This window comes from Haladaptatus sp. QDMS2 (genome assembly GCF_029338295.1).
Classification (GTDB): Archaea; Halobacteriota; Halobacteria; order Halobacteriales; family Halococcaceae; genus QDMS2.
Genome location: NZ_CP119791.1, coordinates 2811203 through 2830682 on the forward strand (window position 1 = coordinate 2811203; position 19480 = coordinate 2830682).

Genomic DNA, 19480 nt, shown 5'->3' on the forward strand with positions numbered 1-19480 from the left:
AATCGACGGACTTTCGAACGTTTCCGTCGCGGGACTGTCTATGACTGTCGTCTATTTCGTCCGCCACGCCCACTCACCCTGGCTTCCGAACCAGGAAGCGACGCGCCCGCTCTCTCAGGAGGGTCACGCCGCCGCCCGCGCAGTTGCCGCGTCGCTCAGTGACCGCCCGCCTGCCGCCATCTACGCGAGCCCCTACGAGCGGGCGGTGCAGACGGTCGAACCAATCGCCGCGGACCACGGCCTCGACATCGAGCTCGTTCCCGAGTTTCGCGAACGGACGCTGACCGACGGGCCAGCCGAGAATATCGGCGAGACGTTCGAGAGCGCAATCGACGCCGTCTGGTCCGACTGGACCGTTTCGTGGCCGGGCGGCGAGTCCAACTGGGAGGCACAGGCCCGAGGCGTCACTGCCCTCGAACGAATTCTCGACGCCCACCCCGACGACCACGTCGTCGTCGGGACCCACGGCAACCTCCTGACTCTCATCCTGAACCACTACGACGACCGGTTCGACTTCGCCTTCTGGCGTGACGAGCTCCGGACGCCAGATTGCTTGCGCGCAGTATTCGAGGATGGTGTGCTCGCTACCACTGAGCGAATCGACACTGCTTCACCGACGGACCGACGGACAACCTGACGCCACGCTGGCGCTTGCCGGCGAAACAGAGACTTTCGTCCGTCGCGTAGGTAGCACCAACCGAGTGGTCACGCTCGGCAGGGGGCCTCATGCACCAGACACCGAAGCCACGAATTCTCATCGTGGGGCGTGACTTCGACATCACTACCTCGCTCGTGAGAAATCTCAGAAGAGCCGGCTACGACGTGGACGGCATCCACGGAGACGGCGACATCGACGCCATCTGGAAACCGGGACGCTTCGACGCCATCGTCCTCGGGTCCGGGCTCGACGAGCCACATCGAGAAGCCTGGCTCACGACGCTCGAATCGCTCGCACCAACGACACCGATCTACACGAAGGGACACGACGGCATGACTGGCGGGATGGCGACGTATCTCGCCTCCGTCGTCGTCGAACTCCGTTCTCCTGAACGCGTCACATAGCCTACGTCGCCAATACGACCCTCATTTTTCCTACTGTCTGTACCGTTCCTGTTCGACGTACGTAATCTCGACGACGATTTTCTGGTCGGTGTGTCCCTTGACCGCGTCCGCGATGGTCGGAGCGAGGGACGGATAGCTCCTGTCGGGAGGCCGGCGAACCACGACGCTCACCCGCTGTTCGTCGGTGAACACTCCCTCGTCCGCGATGGAGGTATCGACCCGGACGAGTTCGAGCTCGTCGTACGCGGGTTGCGAGAGGATGTCCTCGACTTCGCTGTTCACGGTATTCTCGAAGGATACTTGCTGGCTGGTGACCGCACCGGCGGCGCCGAGCGACCCAACCACGATGAGGACGGCGGCGATTGCGCCGAGCGACGGGCCGCTGTGGCCATCGTTGTCCACACGCCCGGACTTGTACCCCAGATATCGGAGCACGCTGAAGCCCGCGAGGTTGATGGCCGCCGCGTTCATCACGAGCAGGACGAACGCCCCCGCCGCCACGGTCGGATAGCCCCACGCCACGCCGATGCCGACCGCCGCGGCCGCCGGAATGAGGGCGGCGGCAATCATGACGCCGACGAGCGAGGCCGGGAGCGCCGTCGCGAGGCCGAACGCCCCGGCCGCCCCCGCACAGATGCCGACGGCGAGCGACAGGAAGCCCGGCGAGATACGTCGACTGATCTGGTCAACCGTCGAAACGTCGAGCGTGGTCGGGATGAACGCGGCTGTCTTCAATAGCCAGCCGAACACCGCCGCGCCGACGATGGCGAGCGCGAGACCGTAGCTCTGGGCCCGCAACCCCTGCCAGAGCATCTTGCGGTCGTTGAGGACACCACCGACGCTCGCGGTCAGCGCGGACCCAACTTGCGGGGCGATGACCATCGACCCGACCACGATTGCCGGCGAGTTGAGTAACAGCCCGGCGGTCGCGACGAACGCAGAGAGCAGCGTCATCGCGTAGTACGTCACCGGATTCGGGTGCATATTCCGGGCCTTCGTCCGTATCTCTTCGCTCGCGATTCGGTCGTTCTCTTCGGTCCCTTCGACGTACCGGTTTTCGAGTTCGCCAAAGCGCGGCGTGTGGACCGTCTCCGCGTTTAAGACGACGGTGTAGTTGTCGCGGTCGAGCCCGGCTTCTTCGAGTCTGTCGAGAACGTGTTCGACAGCCTGTGGTGGCAGTGGGAAGTGGAAAATAACGCCTTCGCCCGTGCCCTCCTCAGCAGTCGAGATAGAGTCGATGTTTTCGTCGTCGAGGATTTCCTCGACTGACGTGCGGTGTCCGTCGGGGACGAACACCTGAACGAGACGCATACCCCTCACTTCGTGTGAGGATGGATATCAGTTATGCGGCCCCGGCGCGGCCTCAGCCCAGTTGTTCACCGACCAATCGGTCCACTACCTCGATGAATGCCTGCTCTTTGCCCTTCGGAATCGTCGCGCCCGCCGCGACGTTGTGGCCGCCGCCGTCGCCACCCACCGACCGCGCCGCCTCTCCGATGACCGCAGAGAGGTCGAGTCCCTTGCGGACCAGCGCCGGTGACCCGCGTGCAGAGACTTTCACCTCGTCTGGTTCGTCGGTCTTCTCCGCGAAAGCGAAAATGGGCACGCCGCGGTCGATGCCGTCCGCGCCGACGGCCATCCCCGCGATGATGCCGACGATGGTCTCGCGGATGCGGTCCCCCGCGTGGAACCACTGGACGTGCTCCTCGTGGGTCACGCCCTCCTCGGTGACCCAGCGCAGTCCGTCGGAGAGGTTTCGTCGGTGGTTTGTGAGCAGTTTCCGCGCTCGGTCGAGTGCGCCTTCGCGGTTGCCGAGACAGACGGCGAGACCCACGTCCGCCCGGTCGTAGCGCGCGGTGGCGTTGAGCAGCGTCGAGAACTCGCTCGGGTCGCGCAGTTCGGTGCCCTCGTCCTCTGCAGCGAGTGTGTAGGAAGTCCCGACGAGGCTCTGAATCCGGGTGGCCGGAACGCCGCGGCTGATGGCGTGTTTGAGCAGCGCGCTCGCCACCGTCTGGCGCTCGTCGAGCGAGAGGTCCACCCAGCGTCGCCACTCCGTGCCGTCTTTCAGGTCGAGGTCGAGGTTCAGGAGGAACTTTACGGCACCGCTCTCGGAGTTCGAGATACCGGGGATGTGCACGTCGCTCGCGTATTCGAGCAGTTTCGGCAGCGGACGAGTCTGCTTGCCGTAGAAGGTGAGGTCCGTGCCGGTTTCGAGGACGCCGACTTCGACGCCCTCGGTGACGATGTTCGCGTTCGCGCCGAGGAGTTCGCCGTCGGTGGCTTGCATGTCGCCAACTGCGCCGACGACAGCGAGCGCGGCGAGGTCACGATTATCTTCGCCGCCCAGCGCACGCGCGAGAACGTACGACGCGCCCGCCCCCGAAAGCTCAGACGCCCCATCCAGCCCGAACAGCAGCGGGTTCAGGTGGAACTCGGTGTCCGTCTCCGCTGGCTGGTGATGGTCCGCGATGACGGGCGTGAAGTCGCCTCTCTCTTCGTGTTTGCCAATGATGTCGAGTTGCCCGCTGCCGAAGTCGGTGAAGAGAACCGTCTCGTAGTCGCAGGCGGCAATCGACGCGATTTCGGTCTCGTCCAGTTGCTTCTTGAACACCGTCTCGAAGGGAATCCCGGCGCGGTCGAGTGCGAGTGAGGCGATGGCGGCGCTCGTGAGACCGTCGGCGTCGATGTGGGACGCTAACAGGACTTCGTCTGCCTCACGGAGGCGCTCTGCGCACTCCACAGCGCGAGCTTCGAGTTCGGGGACGGGACCGGCCATTATCAGCAGTTGGGTCGGTATGCCGTTTAAAGTCTCGCTTGCTGGAGATTGAAAATCTCAGTTCGCCTGCGTCGCTTCCACGACCGCCCGCGCGAGCGACTTGAAATCGGCCTTCTCTGGAACCACGCCCACCTCGATGCCGAGTCCCTCGGCCGTCGATTTCGTCGGTTCGCCGATGACGCCGACGACCGCCTCGTTGAGGCCCGCGAGCGCCTCGTCGCGAATCCCTCGCTCTTCTGCGGCGTCGAGGAAGTGCTGGACCATCAGCGACGAGGTGAAAATCGCGCCAGTGAGGTCGCCTGTGGCGGCCGCCTCCGCCGACGCGCCAGCGCCCTCGGGACGAACGAGTTCGTAGAGAACCGTCTCGTGAACGTACGCCCCCGCTTCTTCGAGGCCGTCGGTCAGCACGGGGCTGCCGTGGTCGCTCCGGGCGACTTCGACGCGCGCGCCGTCTACGTCGTCGGCCAACGCTTCGACCAGTCCGGCCGAGGAGTATTCCTCGGGAATTCGGTGGACCGGGTACTCGAAATCACGGAGTCGGTTGGCGGTTCCCTCACCCACGGCGCAGATGGTTCCCTGTGCGTTCCACCCAGCCTCGGCGGCCAGTTCGACGCCGGTCTTGCTCGTCAGAACTGTGAAGTCGCCATCTTCCCGCGGTGCGTTCCCGGTCGGGCGAACTTCGAGCATGGCGTCGCCGATGGCCTCTGCACCGAGTGATTCGATGAACGCAACGGCTTCTGCGAGTCGGCCGTCGTCCGGGCGGAAGACGGCAATCATCGCAGGAACTCCTTGACTCGCTCGCGGGTCGCGGCCACTTCGCCGATGACGGTGATTGCGGGCGGTTCGATGCCTTCTACATCTCGCACTTCGACGATAGTGTCGAGCGTGCCCGTCGCCACGCGCATGTCGGGCCACGTCGCCCGCTCGATGAGCGCGACGGGCGTGTCAGGGGCCATCCCCGCATCCAGTAGCGCCTGCGTGTAGTTCGGCAACTTGCCGACGCCCATCACGACGACGATGGTCCCGCCGGTTTCGGCGAGCGCCTTCCAGTTGACCGCCGACTCGTCTTTCGTGGGGTCCTCGTGACCCGTGACGAACGAGACGCTTGAGGCGTAATCGCGGTGGGTGACGGGGATGCCTGCGACGCCCGGCCCGCCGATAGTCGAGGTCACGCCGGGGACGATTTCGAAGGGAATCTCGTTTTCGGCGAGGTGTTCCATCTCCTCGCCGCCGCGTCCGAAGACGAACGGGTCGCCGCCCTTCAGGCGGACGACGGTCTTACCCTCCCGGGCGAGTTCGACCAGTCGATTGTTCGTGTACTCTTGAGGGGTCCACTCGCCGCCGGCACGCTTGCCCACGTCCTCCCGGCGGTCCTCGGGAATCAGGTCGATGATTTCGGGGCCGGGAAGTTTGTCGTGAAGGACGACGTCGGCTTCGTTGAGCAGACGACGAGCTTTGACGGTGAGCAGGTCTGGGTCGCCCGGGCCGCTCCCGACGAGGTAGACTTTCCCGACCATCTCACTCCTCGTCCAGCGCCCGTTTTGCTTCCTCAACCAGTTCGCGCGCGCCGCGCTCTGCGAGTTCGTGGGCGAGATCGCGCGCTTCCGTCGGGTGGCGTTCGACCCTGAGGTCGCGGGTCACTGAAATCGTGTCCTCGCCGTCCTGGCTCAGGACGCGGACGGTCGTGTGGACGTGAGCTCCCTGGACGATGGCGTTCACGCCGATGGGGGCGATACACCCGCCGTTCAACTCGGCGAGAATCGTCCGCTCGACGGTGGTCTCGACGCGGGTGCGCGGGTGGTCGAGTTTCTTGTGGAGGAAGTCGCCGAGTTCGCCGTCGATTGCGGTGACTGCGATGGCTCCCTGTCCCGGCGCGGGGACGAACTCGCTGGCCGGAAGTCGTTTCATCTCGACTTTCTCGTCGAGTCCCGAGCGGACGAGGCCCGCTTCGGCCATCACGAGTGCGTCGTACCGCGGGTCGGGGTCGTATTCGAGGACGCCCTTCTCGAACTCAGAGAGGTCGTTGAACCACTGTTCGAAGGTGCGCCGGTACTCGGGTTCGTAGTCGGGGTTGTCGGCGTTGCCTTTCCGGGCGTGTTCTGCTTCCATCCGGCGTTCGTGTTCGGGCTGGAGGGTCGTCGCGAACAGCTTCTGGATGCGCGTATCGACGTTCCCGCGGATGGGTTCGACCTGCAAATCGGGGCGGGCGGCGAGCAACTGCGCCTTCCGGCGCAGGCTCGACGTGCCGACGACGGCCCCGTGGGACAGGTCTTTGAGCTCGCTGCCGTCCTCGGTGACGAGCACGTCGCCTGGGTGGGTGCGCTGGGGGACGCCCGCGACGACGAGTTCGTCTGGCATCTCCGTCGGCATGTCCTTCATCGAGTGGACTGCGCCGTCCACCTCGCCGTCCAGTACCTTCTCGTCCAGACTGCGGACGAACGCGCCGGTCTTCCCGAGCTGGTGGATGAGCGCGTCTTCGAGTTGGTCGCCCGTGGTCTCCACCTCCACGAGTTCGACCGCGTGACGGCGGTCTTCGAGCGCCGCCTTGACGATGCTCGCCTGTCGCATCGCGAGGTCAGAGCCACGCGTCGCGAGGCGAATCGTCGTCTTCTCGGTAGTCATTGGTGGCTCTCTGCGTTCGACGTCCAAAAGCACATTCGTTCGTGGTCAGGGCACGCCCACGTACCGGCGGCGCTGGTAGAGGTAGTAGAGGGCGACGACCACGCCGAGGACGTTCACGAAAATCGACGCCACGCCGAGCAACCCGTACACCAGCGGGTCAGGTTGCCACTCCAGTCCAGCCGCAGTCACCGCCTGCGAGTCGAAATAGAGCGCGACCGGAAACACGAGCGTGACCATGAGCGCGGGCAGCGCGACGAACAGGCCGAGCACGAGCAGGAAGGCAAAGCCGACGCCCATGCCGACGCCGCCAACCCCCGGTCCCATGCCGACGCCGTTCAGACCGACGACGCCGACGAGCGCGAGCGGAAGGACGATGAACAGCGACACGAGCAGGGCGATGAGCGCGAACACCGGCACGGCCGCGACCCAGAGCCACCAGCGAGAATCAACCGACTGCGAGGTGGATGCCATTGACCGATGGTTGCGTTCGCACTCACAAGTACCCTGCGTAGGTCAGCAGAACGATGGCGGTGGCGGCGAAACAGATGAGACTGAAAATGAGCATGACGCTGAGTCGTACTAGCAGCCCGAGCGGGAACCCACCCTCTCGCTCGATAACTACTGGTTCTCCGTTGTTCACTGGTTCACCCTCCATCCCAACCCCGTTCGTTTCAAAAATAGAACCAGTTCGCCCTAACCTTGTCCCCTGAGTATTCAGGCTCCCGCGCCGAATTCAGGGTTCAGAGCGCGTGTTTGTACGCTTCGAGCGTCTTCTCGATGTCCGCTTCGGTGTGGGCGTAGCTCACGAACTGCGATTCGAACTGATTCGCGGTGAGGAAGACGCCCTGCTCTTTCATCTTCGGCCAGAACAGGCGCTCCCAGCGGTCGGTTTCTGCGGCCTTCACGTCGCCGCCGTCTTTCGGGCAACTCCCGTAGCGCGGACAGTCGGGGTCCTGCGTACACCCGGCCTCGCAGTGACCCTCCCACGAGTCGGGCGCGTCGCGGGTGAAGATGACCTTGAACATGCTGTCTGTCCCGGCCACGGTGTAGCCGGGGGCCTGGTCACGAACGATGTCTGTGAGGCCTGCCCGGAGCTGCTCGCCGAGATCGTTTACGTGGTCGTACACCTTGTGCTCCGCCGCAAATTTGAGCGTCTCGAGGCCGGCGGCCATCGTCACGGGGTGGCCCGAGAACGTCCCGGCCTGGAAGACGTCGCCCGACGGGGTGAACTGCTCCATGATTTCGACTTTCCCGCCGATGGCTCCGACGGGGAACCCGCCGCCGACGACCTTGCCGAACGTCGTGAGGTCCGGTTTGATGCCGTACTTGCCCTGGGCACACTGGAGGCCGCCGACGCGGAAGCCGGTGATGACCTCGTCGAAAATCAACAGACTGTCGTGGTTTTCGGTTATCGAACGCAGTGCTTCGAGGTAGCCGTCGACGGGCGGGACGATGCCGTAGTTCCCGAGAATCGGTTCGGCGATGACCGCCGCGATGTCGTCGCCGTGTTCGTCGAATACCTCGCGCAGGGTTTCTTGGTCGTTGAAGGGGACCGGAATCGACTTCGCCGCGAACTCAGCGGGAATGCCCGGACTCGACGGGGCCGTCCCCGAGGGGTCGCCCTGCACGAGCGTCGATTCCTGTGCCCCGTGGTAGCCACCTTGCATGACGACGATTTTGTCGCGCCCGGTGTAGCCGCGGGCCAGTCGCACCGCCGACACGGTGGCTTCGGTGCCGCTGTTGACGAACCGCACCATCTCGACGCTCGGGACGTGGCGGGTGATGAACTCCGCGTGCTCGACTTCCACCTCGGTCGGCGCGCCGTACATCGGCCCTTCGGAGACGGTGCGCTGGATGGCCGCCGTCACCTGTTCGGGCATGTCGTGGCCGAGTAACAACGGGCCGTAGCCGTTTACGTAGTCGATGTAGCGGTTCCCGTCCGCGTCGATGACGTGGCCGCCGTCACCGCGTTTGACGAAAAACGGGTACGGTCGGGTGGCTCTGACTGGCGAGTTTACGCCGCCGGGGAGGACTGACAGTGCCCGGTCGTAGAGTTCGCGCGAATTCGACTCGTTCATGCACGGGCGTTCTCACTCCGGGACGAAAGAACTGCCCCTCTCTCAGCGCCGTTTCTAGAATCGAGCCAGAACGTGTAGAAAAGTGCGAGTCAAAGCTAGCCCAGTATGTCGAACCAGCAATCCACTCGCCGAACCGTTCTGAAAACGACCGCGACGCTCGCCGTCGGCGCAGCCGGCGTCGGCGCGTTCACCGGGTCTGCGGCCGCCCACTTCCCCGACGACCTCTCCATCGACGTGAAACCGGGGAGCGACCAGAACACCATCAATCCGAACAGCAACGGAATCACCAAGGTCGCCGTCCTCCAGACCGACGACTTCGACCCGACCAGCGCGGACGTTCGCTACCGGTTCGGCCCTCACGACGTGTTCGCGGCTGGCGAGGGTGCAACACAGGTCTCCTCGAAGGTAAAAGACGTAAACGGCGACGGTCGCGACGACCTCGTTCTCTGTTTCCGGACCGACGAGGCTGACTTCGCGGGCGACGAGGACGAAGCAGAAGTTCGCTGGGACCGCGACGACAGCCGCGAACACGGCCTCTCGGGGCGCGATGCGGTGCGATTCGTCGGGAACTGATTACTCCGCAAGCAACGAGTCGACGAGTCTGACGAACCGGTCGACGAGCGAGTCCGGGAGCGACGGCGTGATTTTGCCGAGCAAACGCGCCGTCTCCTCTGGCCGACACAGCGCAAGGGTTACGCGCCCGCGCTCGTCGCGGCGCTTTTCGACGATTTCTGCCTCGACCAGGTTGTCGAGGTGCCACTCCAGCGTGCTCCGGGCGATGGTGAGTGCGTCTGCCACCGCTCCCGGCCGTTCGGGGCCGTGTTCGAGCAGGTAGATGAGCACGTCACGCGCCGTCTCTCGCCGGAAGAGCGCGAGCGTCTTTCGCTCCCACGCGGTGAACGCTGGCGGATAGTAGTGGGTCTGGCCGAACAACGACTCTGCGACGATTCGCTCTTGGCGCTCCAGTTTCCGTGTGTGGTACTGCACCTGCCCCGGAGCCAGGTCGAGTTGACGGGTGAGTTCGTTAAAGTGGAGTCCGGCGTGAGCGTCGATGTGTGCGTAAATCCGCTCGCGTTGGTGGGTCATCAGTCGAACTCAGCCTCCCTGGAAACCGACCGCGCGTAGTAGATGGCCCCGATGACGAGTGCGACGAGCGCGACGTCGAGACCGTGTTCGAGCAGGTGGTGAACGTTCGCTTCGAGAGACCCCACTATCGAGAGGCCGGCGACTACGGACTGGGCCAGTAGTGCCCCGAGCGCAAGGACCACGAACAGGTATGGCCTCGACTGCCGACGCAAGAACGCAGCGATTGCGAGTCCGAGCAAGACCGCCGCACCCACCGACGCCACGGCGACAGCCACGAGCAGCGGGATGTCTATTACTGGCGAGGATGCGTGCAGTACGTGCGAGGTCACCCAGTCCATCTACCCCCTATTTCGGCGTTGAACACCTTGAGCACTGTCCTTTCGTGAGGTCTGCGGATCAGCATAAATCACACCGAGACAGATTTCGTATCTCAATATGTGGTTTATCAATGTTGGGCGGTTGTTTCGACCACCGCTGCGTATTCTGACGGTGCGGGTCCTGTTGGGCCAATTTCATACAGATGCAAGAGTTTCTTCAATGGTCACACTCGTAGAACCTTTCGTAACACTCATAATTAATTTAGACGAGTCTAAAAATATGGTTCGGCATCAACCGTCAACTCAGGGAACCAGAATCGATTCCACGCACAGCCCCTCGAAACGGAGTGAAAATGACGTCTGAGAGCTCGACAGCGACTACACTGTCGCAATTCGATACGAACCGCCTCGCGACGCCAGCACTCGTGATTCTTCGAGTGACGCTCGGCTGGGTATTCTTCTATGCGGGCATCACAAAGGTCATCGACCCGACGTGGACGGCCGCCGGCTACCTGGAAAACGCCGTCCCCGCGGGCAATCCCTTCGCATTCATCTGGCCGACTCTCGCCGGACTACCCGCCGTTGATTTGCTCGTCCAGTGGGGCCTCACACTCACTGGTCTCTGTCTCATCCTCGGTGCGTTCGTTCGATGGAGTGCCCTGTGGGCCAGCGTGATGATGGCGACGTTCTGGGCGAGTAGCCTCCCGCTCTCCCACGGCATCGTCGTCGACGAACACATCGTGTACATCCTCTCGCTCGGGTGTCTGTCCGCCTTCGGTGCGGGTCGTATCGCAGGCCTCGATGGGAAACTTGAGCAATCAGCAGTGGTTTCCGAAAATCGGTGGCTCCGCTATCTTCTCGGCTAGTTACGACAACGATTCGTACGTTTTCTGGAGGGTCTCTGCGTCCGACTCCCAGTTGTATCGGTCTTCGACCGCGCTTCGGCCGTTTTCTCCTCGCTTGCGTGCTATCTCAGGGTCTGCGAGTTTGAGCAGTGCCTCCCCCATCTCGCTCGCATCGTCGGCCGTCGCCACGGCGCCAGCCTCGTTTTCGCCAACCACTCGCGCGAGTGGTGGGACATCGGAGACGAGTACTGGCTTTTTGAGCGCCATGTACTGGAAGAGTTTGTGCGGGATGGTCGTGTTCGTGTGGGGCGTCGACGCGTGTGGTACCAGACACACGTCGCTCGCCGCCATGTACCGCGGGACGTCCTCGAAGTCGACCCAGCCGGTGAAGGTCATCGCGTCGGTCACGCCATGGTCTTCACAGAAGACGTCGAACTTCCTGCCATATTCCTCGCTTCCGGGTGCGCCGACGATGAGCAGGCGCGCGTTCGGGAGCAGGTCGCGGACCGCAGCGAACCCGGCAACGACGGATTCGAGTCCGCGATGTGGGGCAAACTTTCCCACGTACGAGATGACGAACTCGTCTTCGAAACCAGAGACTGGTTCTGGGTCGGTGTCGAAGTGTGTCCGGTCGACAGTGTTGCCGACGATTGCCACCGATTCTGGCGCTGCTCCACAATCTTCTACGTAGTGGTCTCGCGCCTCTTCGCATACTGCGAGAACACGATTTGCTTGCTGGACGCAACTTCGCTCCAGTCGCTTCCACCGCCGCACTGGCAGAGCTGCGTACTTCGTGAGCAAGCCAACGTTCGTCACTACGTCTTCGAGGCTGTGCATCAGTCGCCACTGCCGAATCGCTTCGGGATAGTTTTCGTGGAGGTCCGCGACCACGGGAATGTCGAATTCGTCTCCCGCCGCAAGCCCCGTTCCCACGAGTGGCAGGTCGTGGACGTGAATCACGTCGATTTCTGACGCGTCGTTGACCGATTCGATGGCCGATTTCCAGAAGGGATGGACGAACGTCGTGAGGTACGAGAGGGTCTGTCTCTGTCGCTTCAACGTCGGGTGGTCGTGCTCAGAAAACCGCCACACGTCGATGTCCGCTATCGTCTCCCTTCGCGGTCGGTCGCCGTCTACGGTGCAGACGAGCGTAACATCGTGTCCCGCAGACTGCAAGGCTCTCGCCTCTTTTTCGACGCGGATGTCCCGGGGAAACGCTTTCCGGAGCACCATGCAGACGTGCATTTTCTGTGTGCTATGGTGGTGACATAATAACTCTGTTGCCCGCTGTCGGATGCGGATTTTCTCCGTCGCGCGGACGAAAGAACAAAGGCCCCAGTCCGCTGAGATTGCGCCGATGACTGACCTGGGCACCCACACACTGGTGAGACCCGATGGGTAGCGTAGACCGCGCGAGTCTCGCCCTCTTTGGCTCTCGCATCCTCTCGCAACTGCTCGGGTTCGTGAGCGTCATCTACTTTGCCCAGCAGATTGGCGCAGAGGGACTCGGTGTCTACTTCACCTTCGTTACTGTCGTGAGCGTGACGGGTGTCTTCTCTAAGTTCGGATTGCCAGGTGCCGTGGTCAAGCGAATGAACCAGGCGACGAACGCCCACGACCGCGGCAAGTACCTGTCTGGCTCCTTCGTCTTGCTCACCGTCCCGTTCGTCATTACGGGTGGGTTGTTGTTGCTGTTCGGTCCGCATCTCACCGATTACGTCGGTCTCGCGGCGGCCGCCCCGCTCGCCGTCGCCGGCGTCGCCATGGCGGTGAGTTCGAACCTGCTTAGCTCCGCACTCAGGGGGGAAAACCGCGTGGCGACGACCGCGGTTCTCGAACTCCTCGACCAAGTAAGCCGCCTCACGATTAGCGTGGGATTGCTGTTGGCAGGGTGGGGCGTCCTGGCGCTCGTCCTCGGGCGTATCCTCGGAAACGTCATCAAGGGCATCGCCTCCTACGTCGTCCTGGAGACCTCCTTCTCGATTCCGACGCTCGAGACGCTCACGAGTCTCTTCGACTTCTCTAAGTACACCGTCGGGATGAACGTGAGTTCACTCGCATACAACTGGGCCGACACCCTCGTCCTCGCCGCCTTCGCCACCAAGGCAGCGGTCGGTATCTACGAAACAGTCTGGATGGTGAGTGCAGTCACGCTCCTCGCCGCGCAGGTAATCGGTATCTCACTTGCCCCGTCGATGACGCGGTGGCACGAGGCTGGCCAACTCTACCGCGTCGAACGCGGGTTCACACAGGGGCTCTCGTTCGCGCTCATCCTCGTCTTCCCAGCCCTCATCGGCGCATACCTCATCGGTGACTCGCTGCTTCAGACGCTGTACGGGTACAGCGCGGGAACCACCATCCTCCTCATCCTCCTCACCGGACAGATCTCTGAGGGGGTAAAGAACATCACGCAGAACACGCTGTTCGGTATCGACCAGCCAGAACACGTCTTCTGGACCAACATCCTCACGCTCGGGGCGAACGTCGTCCTCAACCTAATCCTCGTCCCGCCGTTCGGGATGCTTGGCGCAGCCGCCGCAACGTTCACGACCGCGACCGTTGCTGCCGTCTCACAGGTCTATTACCTTCGCCAGTACATCGAACTCCGCGTCGACCACACGACGCTCGTGTGGCAAGCTGGCGGTGCGATTGTGATGGGGGTCGTCGTCGCCGCGCTGACCGGCGTCTTCCCACTCGGAACCGAACTCGGCCTGTTCGCCCTCGTCGGGATTGGTGGGCTCGTGTACGGTGGCGTCATCCTGACCAACGACACGATGCGAGAACGACTTCTCGGAGCTGGCCCGTTCTGACCTGCCAGAGTGCTTATACGAGTCGCCCCCTTTTCGCTGAGTAGCTGAATGACACGAAACGTCGTCCTGCTCTGTCTCGACACCGTCAGAAAGGACTTTTTCGACCGCTTTGCCACGCGGCTCAGAGACCGGGCAGACGTCACCTTCGAGCAGTGTCGGGCGGCGAGTTGCTGGAGCGTCCCGAGTCACGCGAGCATGGTTACGGGCGAACTGCCATCTGAACACGGAATCCACGCGAAGAACCCGCGACTCGACGCGCTCACCGACCGCGAAACCATTCGCGACGACCTTCCAGACCACCGATTTCTGGGCGTGAGTTCGAACATCTACGCCGGGTCGAACTATGGATTCGACGTCATCTTCGACGAATTCGTGGACATCGCCCGCGACCACCGCTATCCCGACGCCCTCGACGCCTCTACGTTCATCTCAGAGGAAACAGACTCGGGACTGTCACGATATTCCGCTATCCTTCGCGCCTGTCTTTCTCACCCCGAGACGGGAAAGAGTTTCGTGAACACAATCGCTGCGCAACTCCAACATCTCTCTCGCAACGGCCCGCTCGCTTCCTTCCCCGCATTCTTCGACGACGGGGCCGTGTCCGCTCGACGGGCGGCACTCGACCTCGTCGCGCGCACCGACGACCCCTATTTTCTGTTCGTGAACTTCATGGAGGGTCACGAACCGCACCGCGATACGTGGCAGTACGACCGCGACAGCTACGACGTGCCAACTGGCTGGTCGTCTCGCCCACTCCAGACGTGGGATGCCGTCGACCCCTCGACCGAAATCGACCAGCAACTCGGCTGGTATCGCGACCTCTACGGCGCGTCGATTTCCTACCTCGACGAAGCGGTCGACGAGTTCGTCACCGACCTGCTCGCGGCCACAGACCGTGAGACGACCGTTGTCATCACCGCAGACCACGGCGAGAATCTCGCCCGCCCTGAAGACGACGGCCACCTCGGACACACCACGAGTCTCACCGAGGGCGTGTTGCACGTCCCACTGCTCGTCATCAACCCGCCAGACGGCTACGACCCCGCCGAGACGGACTACGTCTCCCATCGCGAACTCCGTCGCCTCCTCGCGGGCCTCGCGAACGGCGAGACGCCCGACGTGACCGCAGACCGCATCCCGGCGGAGGTGCTCGCCATGACGCCCGGAAACGACCCTCTTCGGGAGACCGACCCCGAGTACTGGACCCGGCGTATCCGCTGCGTCTACGACGGCGAGACGAAGTACGAGTGGGACAGCCTCGGGACACAGCGTGCGGTGAAACTCGACCACACCAATCCGTGTTGGCAGGCTGCGCGTACCGACACAACGGTGCCTTCGTGGGCGACAGCCGAGTTCGGAACCTCGCTCGACGCCGTTTCCGTGGTCGAGAGGGAACCGACAAACCAGATGGACGACGCCGTCCTCGACCGACTCGAAGACCTCGGCTACCGCTGACCCGTCGTCAATTTATTGCGCGATTCTGGTGACGGTTTGAAGTAGTATCGGCCGTGACACTTACGGTTCGCGACGCCACTGTCGAAACGAATGCGAGACAAAGTCCTCCAGCGGTGGGTCAAGCAACCGCCGGCGAGTCCGGAAATCCAGTATCTCAGGGATGCAGAGCGACTGAACGCGTGGGAGCAACTCGGTGAGCGAACGCGAGTGCTCGATATCGCCTCCGAGTCGAACGTCACCGCCGGATTGCAAGCAGAGGAAGTCGCCCGCGTGGACTTTTCAGCCGACGCCATCGACCACGCCCGAGACATCCTCGGCGAGAAGGTCGGCCAGTACGAAGTGGCGGACCCCGAAAAACCGGACCTCCCGTTCCCGGACAATCACTTCGACGCGGCCGTGTCGATTGGCCCGTACGACTGGAAATTCCTCGATATCGACCACCTCACCGCAGAGGTCAATCGAGTGCTCGAACCAGACGGGCTCTTTTCGTTCTCTGTGCCGACGCCGCGCTCTCCGTACGCCACACGTGGGCGCAATCGGTTTCGCTACTACGAACCAGAAGAGGCACTCGACATCATCGCGCCGGACTGGCAACTCGTCGACTATGACCTCGTGTTCCAGTATCCAGACCGCATCCACCGCATCGTGAAGTCGCTCCCGAACACGATGCAAGAACCGTTCGTGGACTTTTCGTGGCGCGTCACGGAGGAACTCACCGAACGTGACCGGTGGAACGAGGCAGCCTATCTCGTCCTCGGGGCAAAACCGATGGAGTACGACGACTCGCTCGACACTGCCCTCGAGTGCCTGTTCCGGCCGGCCGAGGAGAACGGTTTCTGGGACGAACACGAGTCGAAGTTCATCCGTGGGCTCGACTACTCCATCGACACCGGCGAACACGCCGTAAGCGACCCGTCCGACCTCTCGTGGACGCGTGACGACACCATCCAGTGGCGCTACGCACCGTTCGCCCTCATGGGGTCGATGCAGTGGCGCGTCTCGGAACTCGGCACCGACCAATTCGACGAGCAACTCCGCGACGAACTCGCCTACTTCGAGGACAAACTCGCAGACGACCCGGGCCGAATCGGAATGCCGAGTTACGGCATCGGCCCACTCATCCTGAGTTACGCGCTCGCCGACTCGGTGTTCGAGGAGGACTATACCGAGATGGCGCGCACTCTGTTCGAGTACTCTCGCGAGGCGTTCGACTTCTCCCACGCAGAGGACAGTCTGCTCGCCTACGGATGGTCGTACCTCTACGAGCAGACGGGCGACGAAGACGTGCTCGCAGCAATCGAAGACGCGCTCTGGAAAATCAACGAACGCCTCGACCCACCGTCGGGAACGTTCCAGTTCGAAAACGGCACGACGCGCCGCCACCAGAACCAGATGTACACCATCTGGGGGATGGCTCGCGCCATCGAGGTGACCGGGAAGACGGGCTACCTCGACAGCCTCGAACTCGTCCTCGACCACACCATCGACGAGCGCATGCAGGCCGACGGCGCGTTCATCTGGGAAGACGTGAGCCAGCCGATTCGCGGTTGGACGGAGTTCGTCATCGACTTTTTCGACCGGCGGCCGCCACATTGGGATTTCCTCTACGAATGCCACCAGACGTTCTTCGTGAACGCCGTCTCCCACTACTACGCCGCCGGCGGCGAGACCGACTACGACCGCGAGGTCGGCCAGGCGATGGCGTGGATTTTCGGCGACAACGTTCACGGTGAGGACCTCGTCGAACTGAGCGGTCTCGGCGTCCCATTGCGGTTCATGACCCGAGACGGCCGGATGGACGTGCCCGACCAGATGTACAAGGGCGCCTACGAGGTCGGTTCCTACGTCATGGCGCTCACCAACCTCCTCGACGGAGACGGCCAGTTCAAATGAGCCAGCAAGCGGTGGCCACCGAACAGCAAGTCTGCGTCCTCGGCCTCGGTCACGTCGGCCTTCCGACGGCGCTGCTCGCGGCGAACTCACACGACGTGATTGGTGTCGATATCGACCAAGACCACGTCGACGCGCTCAACGCAGGCGACCTGCCAATCGAGGAACCGGGGATGGACGACCTGTTCGACCGGGTCAACGGCCAGTTCGCCGCCCAAACGACGGTTCCCGACGCAGACATCTACGTCATCGTCACGCCGACGCCCGTCCGTACGGAGAGCGGCATCGCAGACATGAGTTACATCCGGGCGGCCGCAGAGATGCTCGTCCCGACGCTGGATGCGGGGGACCTCGTCATCCTCGAATCGACGGTTCCACCAGGAACGACAGAGCGCCTCATCGCGCCGATTCTCGAAGAGAGCGGCCTCTCAGTCGGCGACTTCCACCTCGCCTATTGCCCGGAACGGGCGAGTCCGGGCGACACGCTCACCGAAATCACACAGAACAACCGTGTCGTCGGTGGCGTCGACGAGTCGTCGGTCGCCCACGCCGTCGCCTTTTACGAGTCGTTCGTCGAGGGGGCTATTCGAACCACGACGCCCCGAACCGCCGAGTTTGTAAAACTCATGGAGAACACGTTCCGCGACGTGAACATCGCCCTCGCGAACGAGTTCGCGCTCATCGCAGAGGAGTTCGAGCTCGACGTCCACGAAGCGACGAGTCTCGCAAACGAGCATCCGCGGGTGAACGTCCACCACCCTGGCCCGGGCGTCGGCGGTCACTGTATCCCAGTGGACCCGCAGTTCCTCTCTCAGCATGCGACCCACGATCGCCTCATCTCGCTCGCTCGCGAGGTGAACAACTCGATGGCGGGCCACGTCATCCGCACGATTCGAAGCGCGCTCTGCGACGACCGCAAGGCCACGATTACGCTGTTTGGCGTGGCCTACAAGGCAGACGTCGAAGACACGCGAAAGACACCAGCCAACCAGCTAGTCGAACTCATGGAGAGCCTCGGTTACGAGGTACGAGTTTACGACCCGTTCGTCACAGAATTCGCGGTCGACCCAGAGTCACTCGACTCGGCAGTCAACGGGAGTGACTGCATCGTCGTGGTCACCGACCACAGCGAGTTTGCGACGCTCGACCCAGAATCGTTCGCCTCGAAAATGGCGACGAAAACCGTCGTGGATACCCGTGACGTTATCGACCGAAAACGCTGGCAACAGGCCGGCTTCAGCGTCTCCGTGCTCGGTGACGGGACGGTCTGATTACTCGCTCTCGACGAGCGACTCGTACATCGCCACGAGTTTCTGGCCGTCGTGCTCCCAGTTGTAGCGGTCTTCGACTGCCTGTCGACCATTTTCCCCCAGTTGGGCGGCTGTCTCTGGGTTCGTCGCGAGGTCGATTGCTGCCTCGGCGAGGTCGGTTTCGTTTTCTGGTTCGATTACGTGGCCAACGTCGGTGTCTGTCACCACCCGGGAGAGCGGCGGGAGGTCGGTGACGATGACTGGCTTGCACATTGCCATGTACTGGAAGAGTTTGTGTGGGATGGTGGTGTTCGTGTGGGGCGTCGAGACGTGCGGAACCAGACACACATCGCTCGCCGCCATGTAGGCGGGGAATTCGTCGAAGTCGACCCAACCAGCGAACGTCACGTGGGCTTCGACGCCGTACTCACTCGCGAGGTCGCGCAGTTGCCGTTCGTACGGTTCGGACCCTGCGCCGACGAGTAGGAGGCGCGCGTTCGGTACCTCGGCGACGATGTCGGCCATCGCTTTCACGGCCGTCGTCAATCCCCGATGCGTCCCGAACGTGCCGACGTAACTGATGACGAAGTCGTCTTCGTAGCCTGCAACCGGGTCAGCTTCACCAGTAAATCGGTCCAGGTTCACCGTGTTCGAGACGACGGTGGACCGAAACGGCGAGAGGGCACAGTCGTGGTGGTAGTGCGTCGCCGCCTCTTCGGTGACGGTCACGACTCGGTCTGCGGCCTTCACACAGCGACGTTCGATGCGCTTGTAGCGCGAGACGGGCTTGAGCGCCCAGTGGATGGCGAATTCGGGGTCGTCGAGCACGGTGGCGAGTGAGTGCGGTTCGCGCCACAGTCTGATTGCCTCCGGATAGTTCTCGTGGAGGTCTGCGACGACGGGGATGCCGGTGCGTTCACCGACCACGACTCCCTCGCGGACGAGCGGGAGGTCGTGGACGTGGATGGCGTCTGCGTCTGTTTCCTCGACCAGTGCTTCGAGCTCGCGCACCCAGAGTGGATGGACGTTCGCGAGCAAGTTTACGGCCGCACTCGACAGACGTCGGGTCTTTTCGCGGATTGATTCTTCTTCGATTCGGACGACGTGCATGCCATCGAGGTGTTCTCGCGTCGGCGCATCGAGACTCCCTCGACAGAGCAACGAGACGGTGTGCCCTGCTGTGCGGAGCGACTTGACCTCTTTCTCGATACGCACGTCTGGTGGGTACGTGTGCGCGAGAACCATGCAGATGTGCATTGGGGAGTTGTCTCTCTGTTTTTCTCGGTGTG

At 62.9% G+C, this 19480-nt stretch carries 20 protein-coding genes; 8 read left to right on the top strand and 12 right to left on the bottom strand.

Features of this window, described 5'->3' with window-relative positions:
• Nucleotides 1-40 precede the first annotated feature (40 nt).
• Nucleotides 41-637, top strand: coding sequence for a histidine phosphatase family protein (locus P1M51_RS15290; RefSeq protein WP_276246031.1), 597 nt, complete (start codon nt 41-43; stop codon nt 635-637).
• An 89-nt stretch (nt 638-726) separates the two neighbouring features.
• Complete coding sequence (locus tag P1M51_RS15295; protein ID WP_276246032.1) at nt 727-1062, top strand: hypothetical protein; 336 nt, start codon at nt 727-729, stop codon at nt 1060-1062.
• Nucleotides 1063-1092: 30 nt separating this feature from the next.
• Here the strand turns inward: P1M51_RS15295 and P1M51_RS15300 are convergent, their stop codons facing one another.
• The 8 genes from P1M51_RS15300 to P1M51_RS15335 all read right to left on the bottom strand — a co-directional run bounded on the left by P1M51_RS15300 (nt 1093) and on the right by P1M51_RS15335 (nt 8538).
• The gene (locus P1M51_RS15300; protein ID WP_276246033.1) at nt 1093-2373 is read right to left on the bottom strand and encodes a TIGR00341 family protein; all 1281 of its coding nucleotides are present in this window, start codon (nt 2371-2373) and stop codon (nt 1093-1095) included.
• Nucleotides 2374-2425: 52 nt separating this feature from the next.
• Nucleotides 2426-3838 carry a DHH family phosphoesterase gene (locus tag P1M51_RS15305; protein ID WP_276246034.1) on the bottom strand — a complete coding sequence of 471 codons (1413 nt, stop codon included), beginning with the start codon at nt 3836-3838 and terminating at the stop codon, nt 2426-2428.
• A 57-nt stretch (nt 3839-3895) separates the two neighbouring features.
• On the bottom strand, nt 3896-4615 hold the full coding sequence (locus P1M51_RS15310) for a uroporphyrinogen-III synthase (protein WP_276246035.1): 720 nt from the start codon (nt 4613-4615) through the stop codon (nt 3896-3898).
• Nucleotides 4612-5355, bottom strand: coding sequence for a uroporphyrinogen-III C-methyltransferase (cobA, locus tag P1M51_RS15315; protein ID WP_276246036.1), 744 nt, complete (start codon nt 5353-5355; stop codon nt 4612-4614). The genes P1M51_RS15310 and cobA overlap by 4 nt, the downstream gene beginning before the upstream one ends.
• Before the next feature lies 1 nt (nt 5356).
• Nucleotides 5357-6460, bottom strand: coding sequence for a hydroxymethylbilane synthase (gene hemC / locus P1M51_RS15320; RefSeq protein WP_276246037.1), 1104 nt, complete (start codon nt 6458-6460; stop codon nt 5357-5359).
• A gap of 45 nt (nt 6461-6505) precedes the next feature.
• Entirely contained in the window at nt 6506-6931 is a 426-nt protein-coding gene (locus P1M51_RS15325) for a hypothetical protein (protein ID WP_276246038.1), read from the bottom strand.
• Nucleotides 6932-6953: 22 nt separating this feature from the next.
• Nucleotides 6954-7100, bottom strand: a complete 147-nt coding sequence (locus P1M51_RS15330; protein WP_276246039.1) for a hypothetical protein — start codon at nt 7098-7100, stop codon at nt 6954-6956.
• 100 nt (nt 7101-7200) lie between these two features.
• Nucleotides 7201-8538 (bottom strand): glutamate-1-semialdehyde 2,1-aminomutase, encoded by a 1338-nt coding sequence (locus P1M51_RS15335; protein ID WP_276246040.1) that lies wholly within the window; start codon nt 8536-8538, stop codon nt 7201-7203.
• Nucleotides 8539-8643: 105 nt separating this feature from the next.
• Between P1M51_RS15335 and P1M51_RS15340 the strand changes: the two genes are divergently transcribed.
• Nucleotides 8644-9111: a hypothetical protein gene (locus P1M51_RS15340; RefSeq protein ID WP_276246041.1), complete on the top strand. Its 468-nt coding sequence runs from the start codon at nt 8644-8646 to the stop codon at nt 9109-9111.
• Here P1M51_RS15340 and P1M51_RS15345 read toward each other — a convergent pair whose 3' ends face one another.
• Together P1M51_RS15345 and P1M51_RS15350 are read right to left on the bottom strand one after the other, a co-directional pair.
• Nucleotides 9112-9624, bottom strand: a complete 513-nt coding sequence (locus tag P1M51_RS15345; RefSeq protein WP_276246042.1) for a winged helix-turn-helix transcriptional regulator — start codon at nt 9622-9624, stop codon at nt 9112-9114.
• Nucleotides 9624-9953 (bottom strand): hypothetical protein, encoded by a 330-nt coding sequence (locus P1M51_RS15350; protein ID WP_276274676.1) that lies wholly within the window; start codon nt 9951-9953, stop codon nt 9624-9626. The genes P1M51_RS15345 and P1M51_RS15350 overlap by 1 nt, the downstream gene beginning before the upstream one ends.
• Nucleotides 9954-10294: 341 nt before the next feature.
• On the opposite strand from P1M51_RS15350, the gene P1M51_RS15355 reads away from it, so the two are divergent.
• A complete protein-coding gene (locus P1M51_RS15355; RefSeq protein ID WP_276246044.1) occupies nt 10295-10807 on the top strand; it encodes a DoxX family protein in 513 nt (170 codons plus the stop codon).
• Here P1M51_RS15355 and P1M51_RS15360 read toward each other — a convergent pair whose 3' ends face one another.
• The gene (locus P1M51_RS15360; protein WP_276246045.1) at nt 10808-12031 is read right to left on the bottom strand and encodes a glycosyltransferase family 4 protein; all 1224 of its coding nucleotides are present in this window, start codon (nt 12029-12031) and stop codon (nt 10808-10810) included.
• Between the two features lie 149 nt (nt 12032-12180).
• Between P1M51_RS15360 and P1M51_RS15365 the strand changes: the two genes are divergently transcribed.
• The 4 genes from P1M51_RS15365 (at nt 12181) to P1M51_RS15380 (ending at nt 18212) form a co-directional block, all read left to right on the top strand.
• Nucleotides 12181-13596 carry an oligosaccharide flippase family protein gene (locus P1M51_RS15365; RefSeq protein WP_276246046.1) on the top strand — a complete coding sequence of 472 codons (1416 nt, stop codon included), beginning with the start codon at nt 12181-12183 and terminating at the stop codon, nt 13594-13596.
• Nucleotides 13597-13644: 48 nt separating this feature from the next.
• Entirely contained in the window at nt 13645-15051 is a 1407-nt protein-coding gene (locus P1M51_RS15370) for a sulfatase-like hydrolase/transferase (RefSeq protein WP_276274677.1), read from the top strand.
• 90 nt (nt 15052-15141) lie between these two features.
• Nucleotides 15142-16944 (top strand): class I SAM-dependent methyltransferase, encoded by a 1803-nt coding sequence (locus P1M51_RS15375; RefSeq protein WP_276246048.1) that lies wholly within the window; start codon nt 15142-15144, stop codon nt 16942-16944.
• Nucleotides 16941-18212 (top strand): nucleotide sugar dehydrogenase, encoded by a 1272-nt coding sequence (locus P1M51_RS15380; RefSeq protein ID WP_276246049.1) that lies wholly within the window; start codon nt 16941-16943, stop codon nt 18210-18212. The genes P1M51_RS15375 and P1M51_RS15380 overlap by 4 nt, the downstream gene beginning before the upstream one ends.
• Here the strand turns inward: P1M51_RS15380 and P1M51_RS15385 are convergent, their stop codons facing one another.
• The gene (locus tag P1M51_RS15385; protein ID WP_276274678.1) at nt 18213-19448 is read right to left on the bottom strand and encodes a glycosyltransferase family 4 protein; all 1236 of its coding nucleotides are present in this window, start codon (nt 19446-19448) and stop codon (nt 18213-18215) included.
• Nucleotides 19449-19480 lie beyond the last annotated feature (32 nt).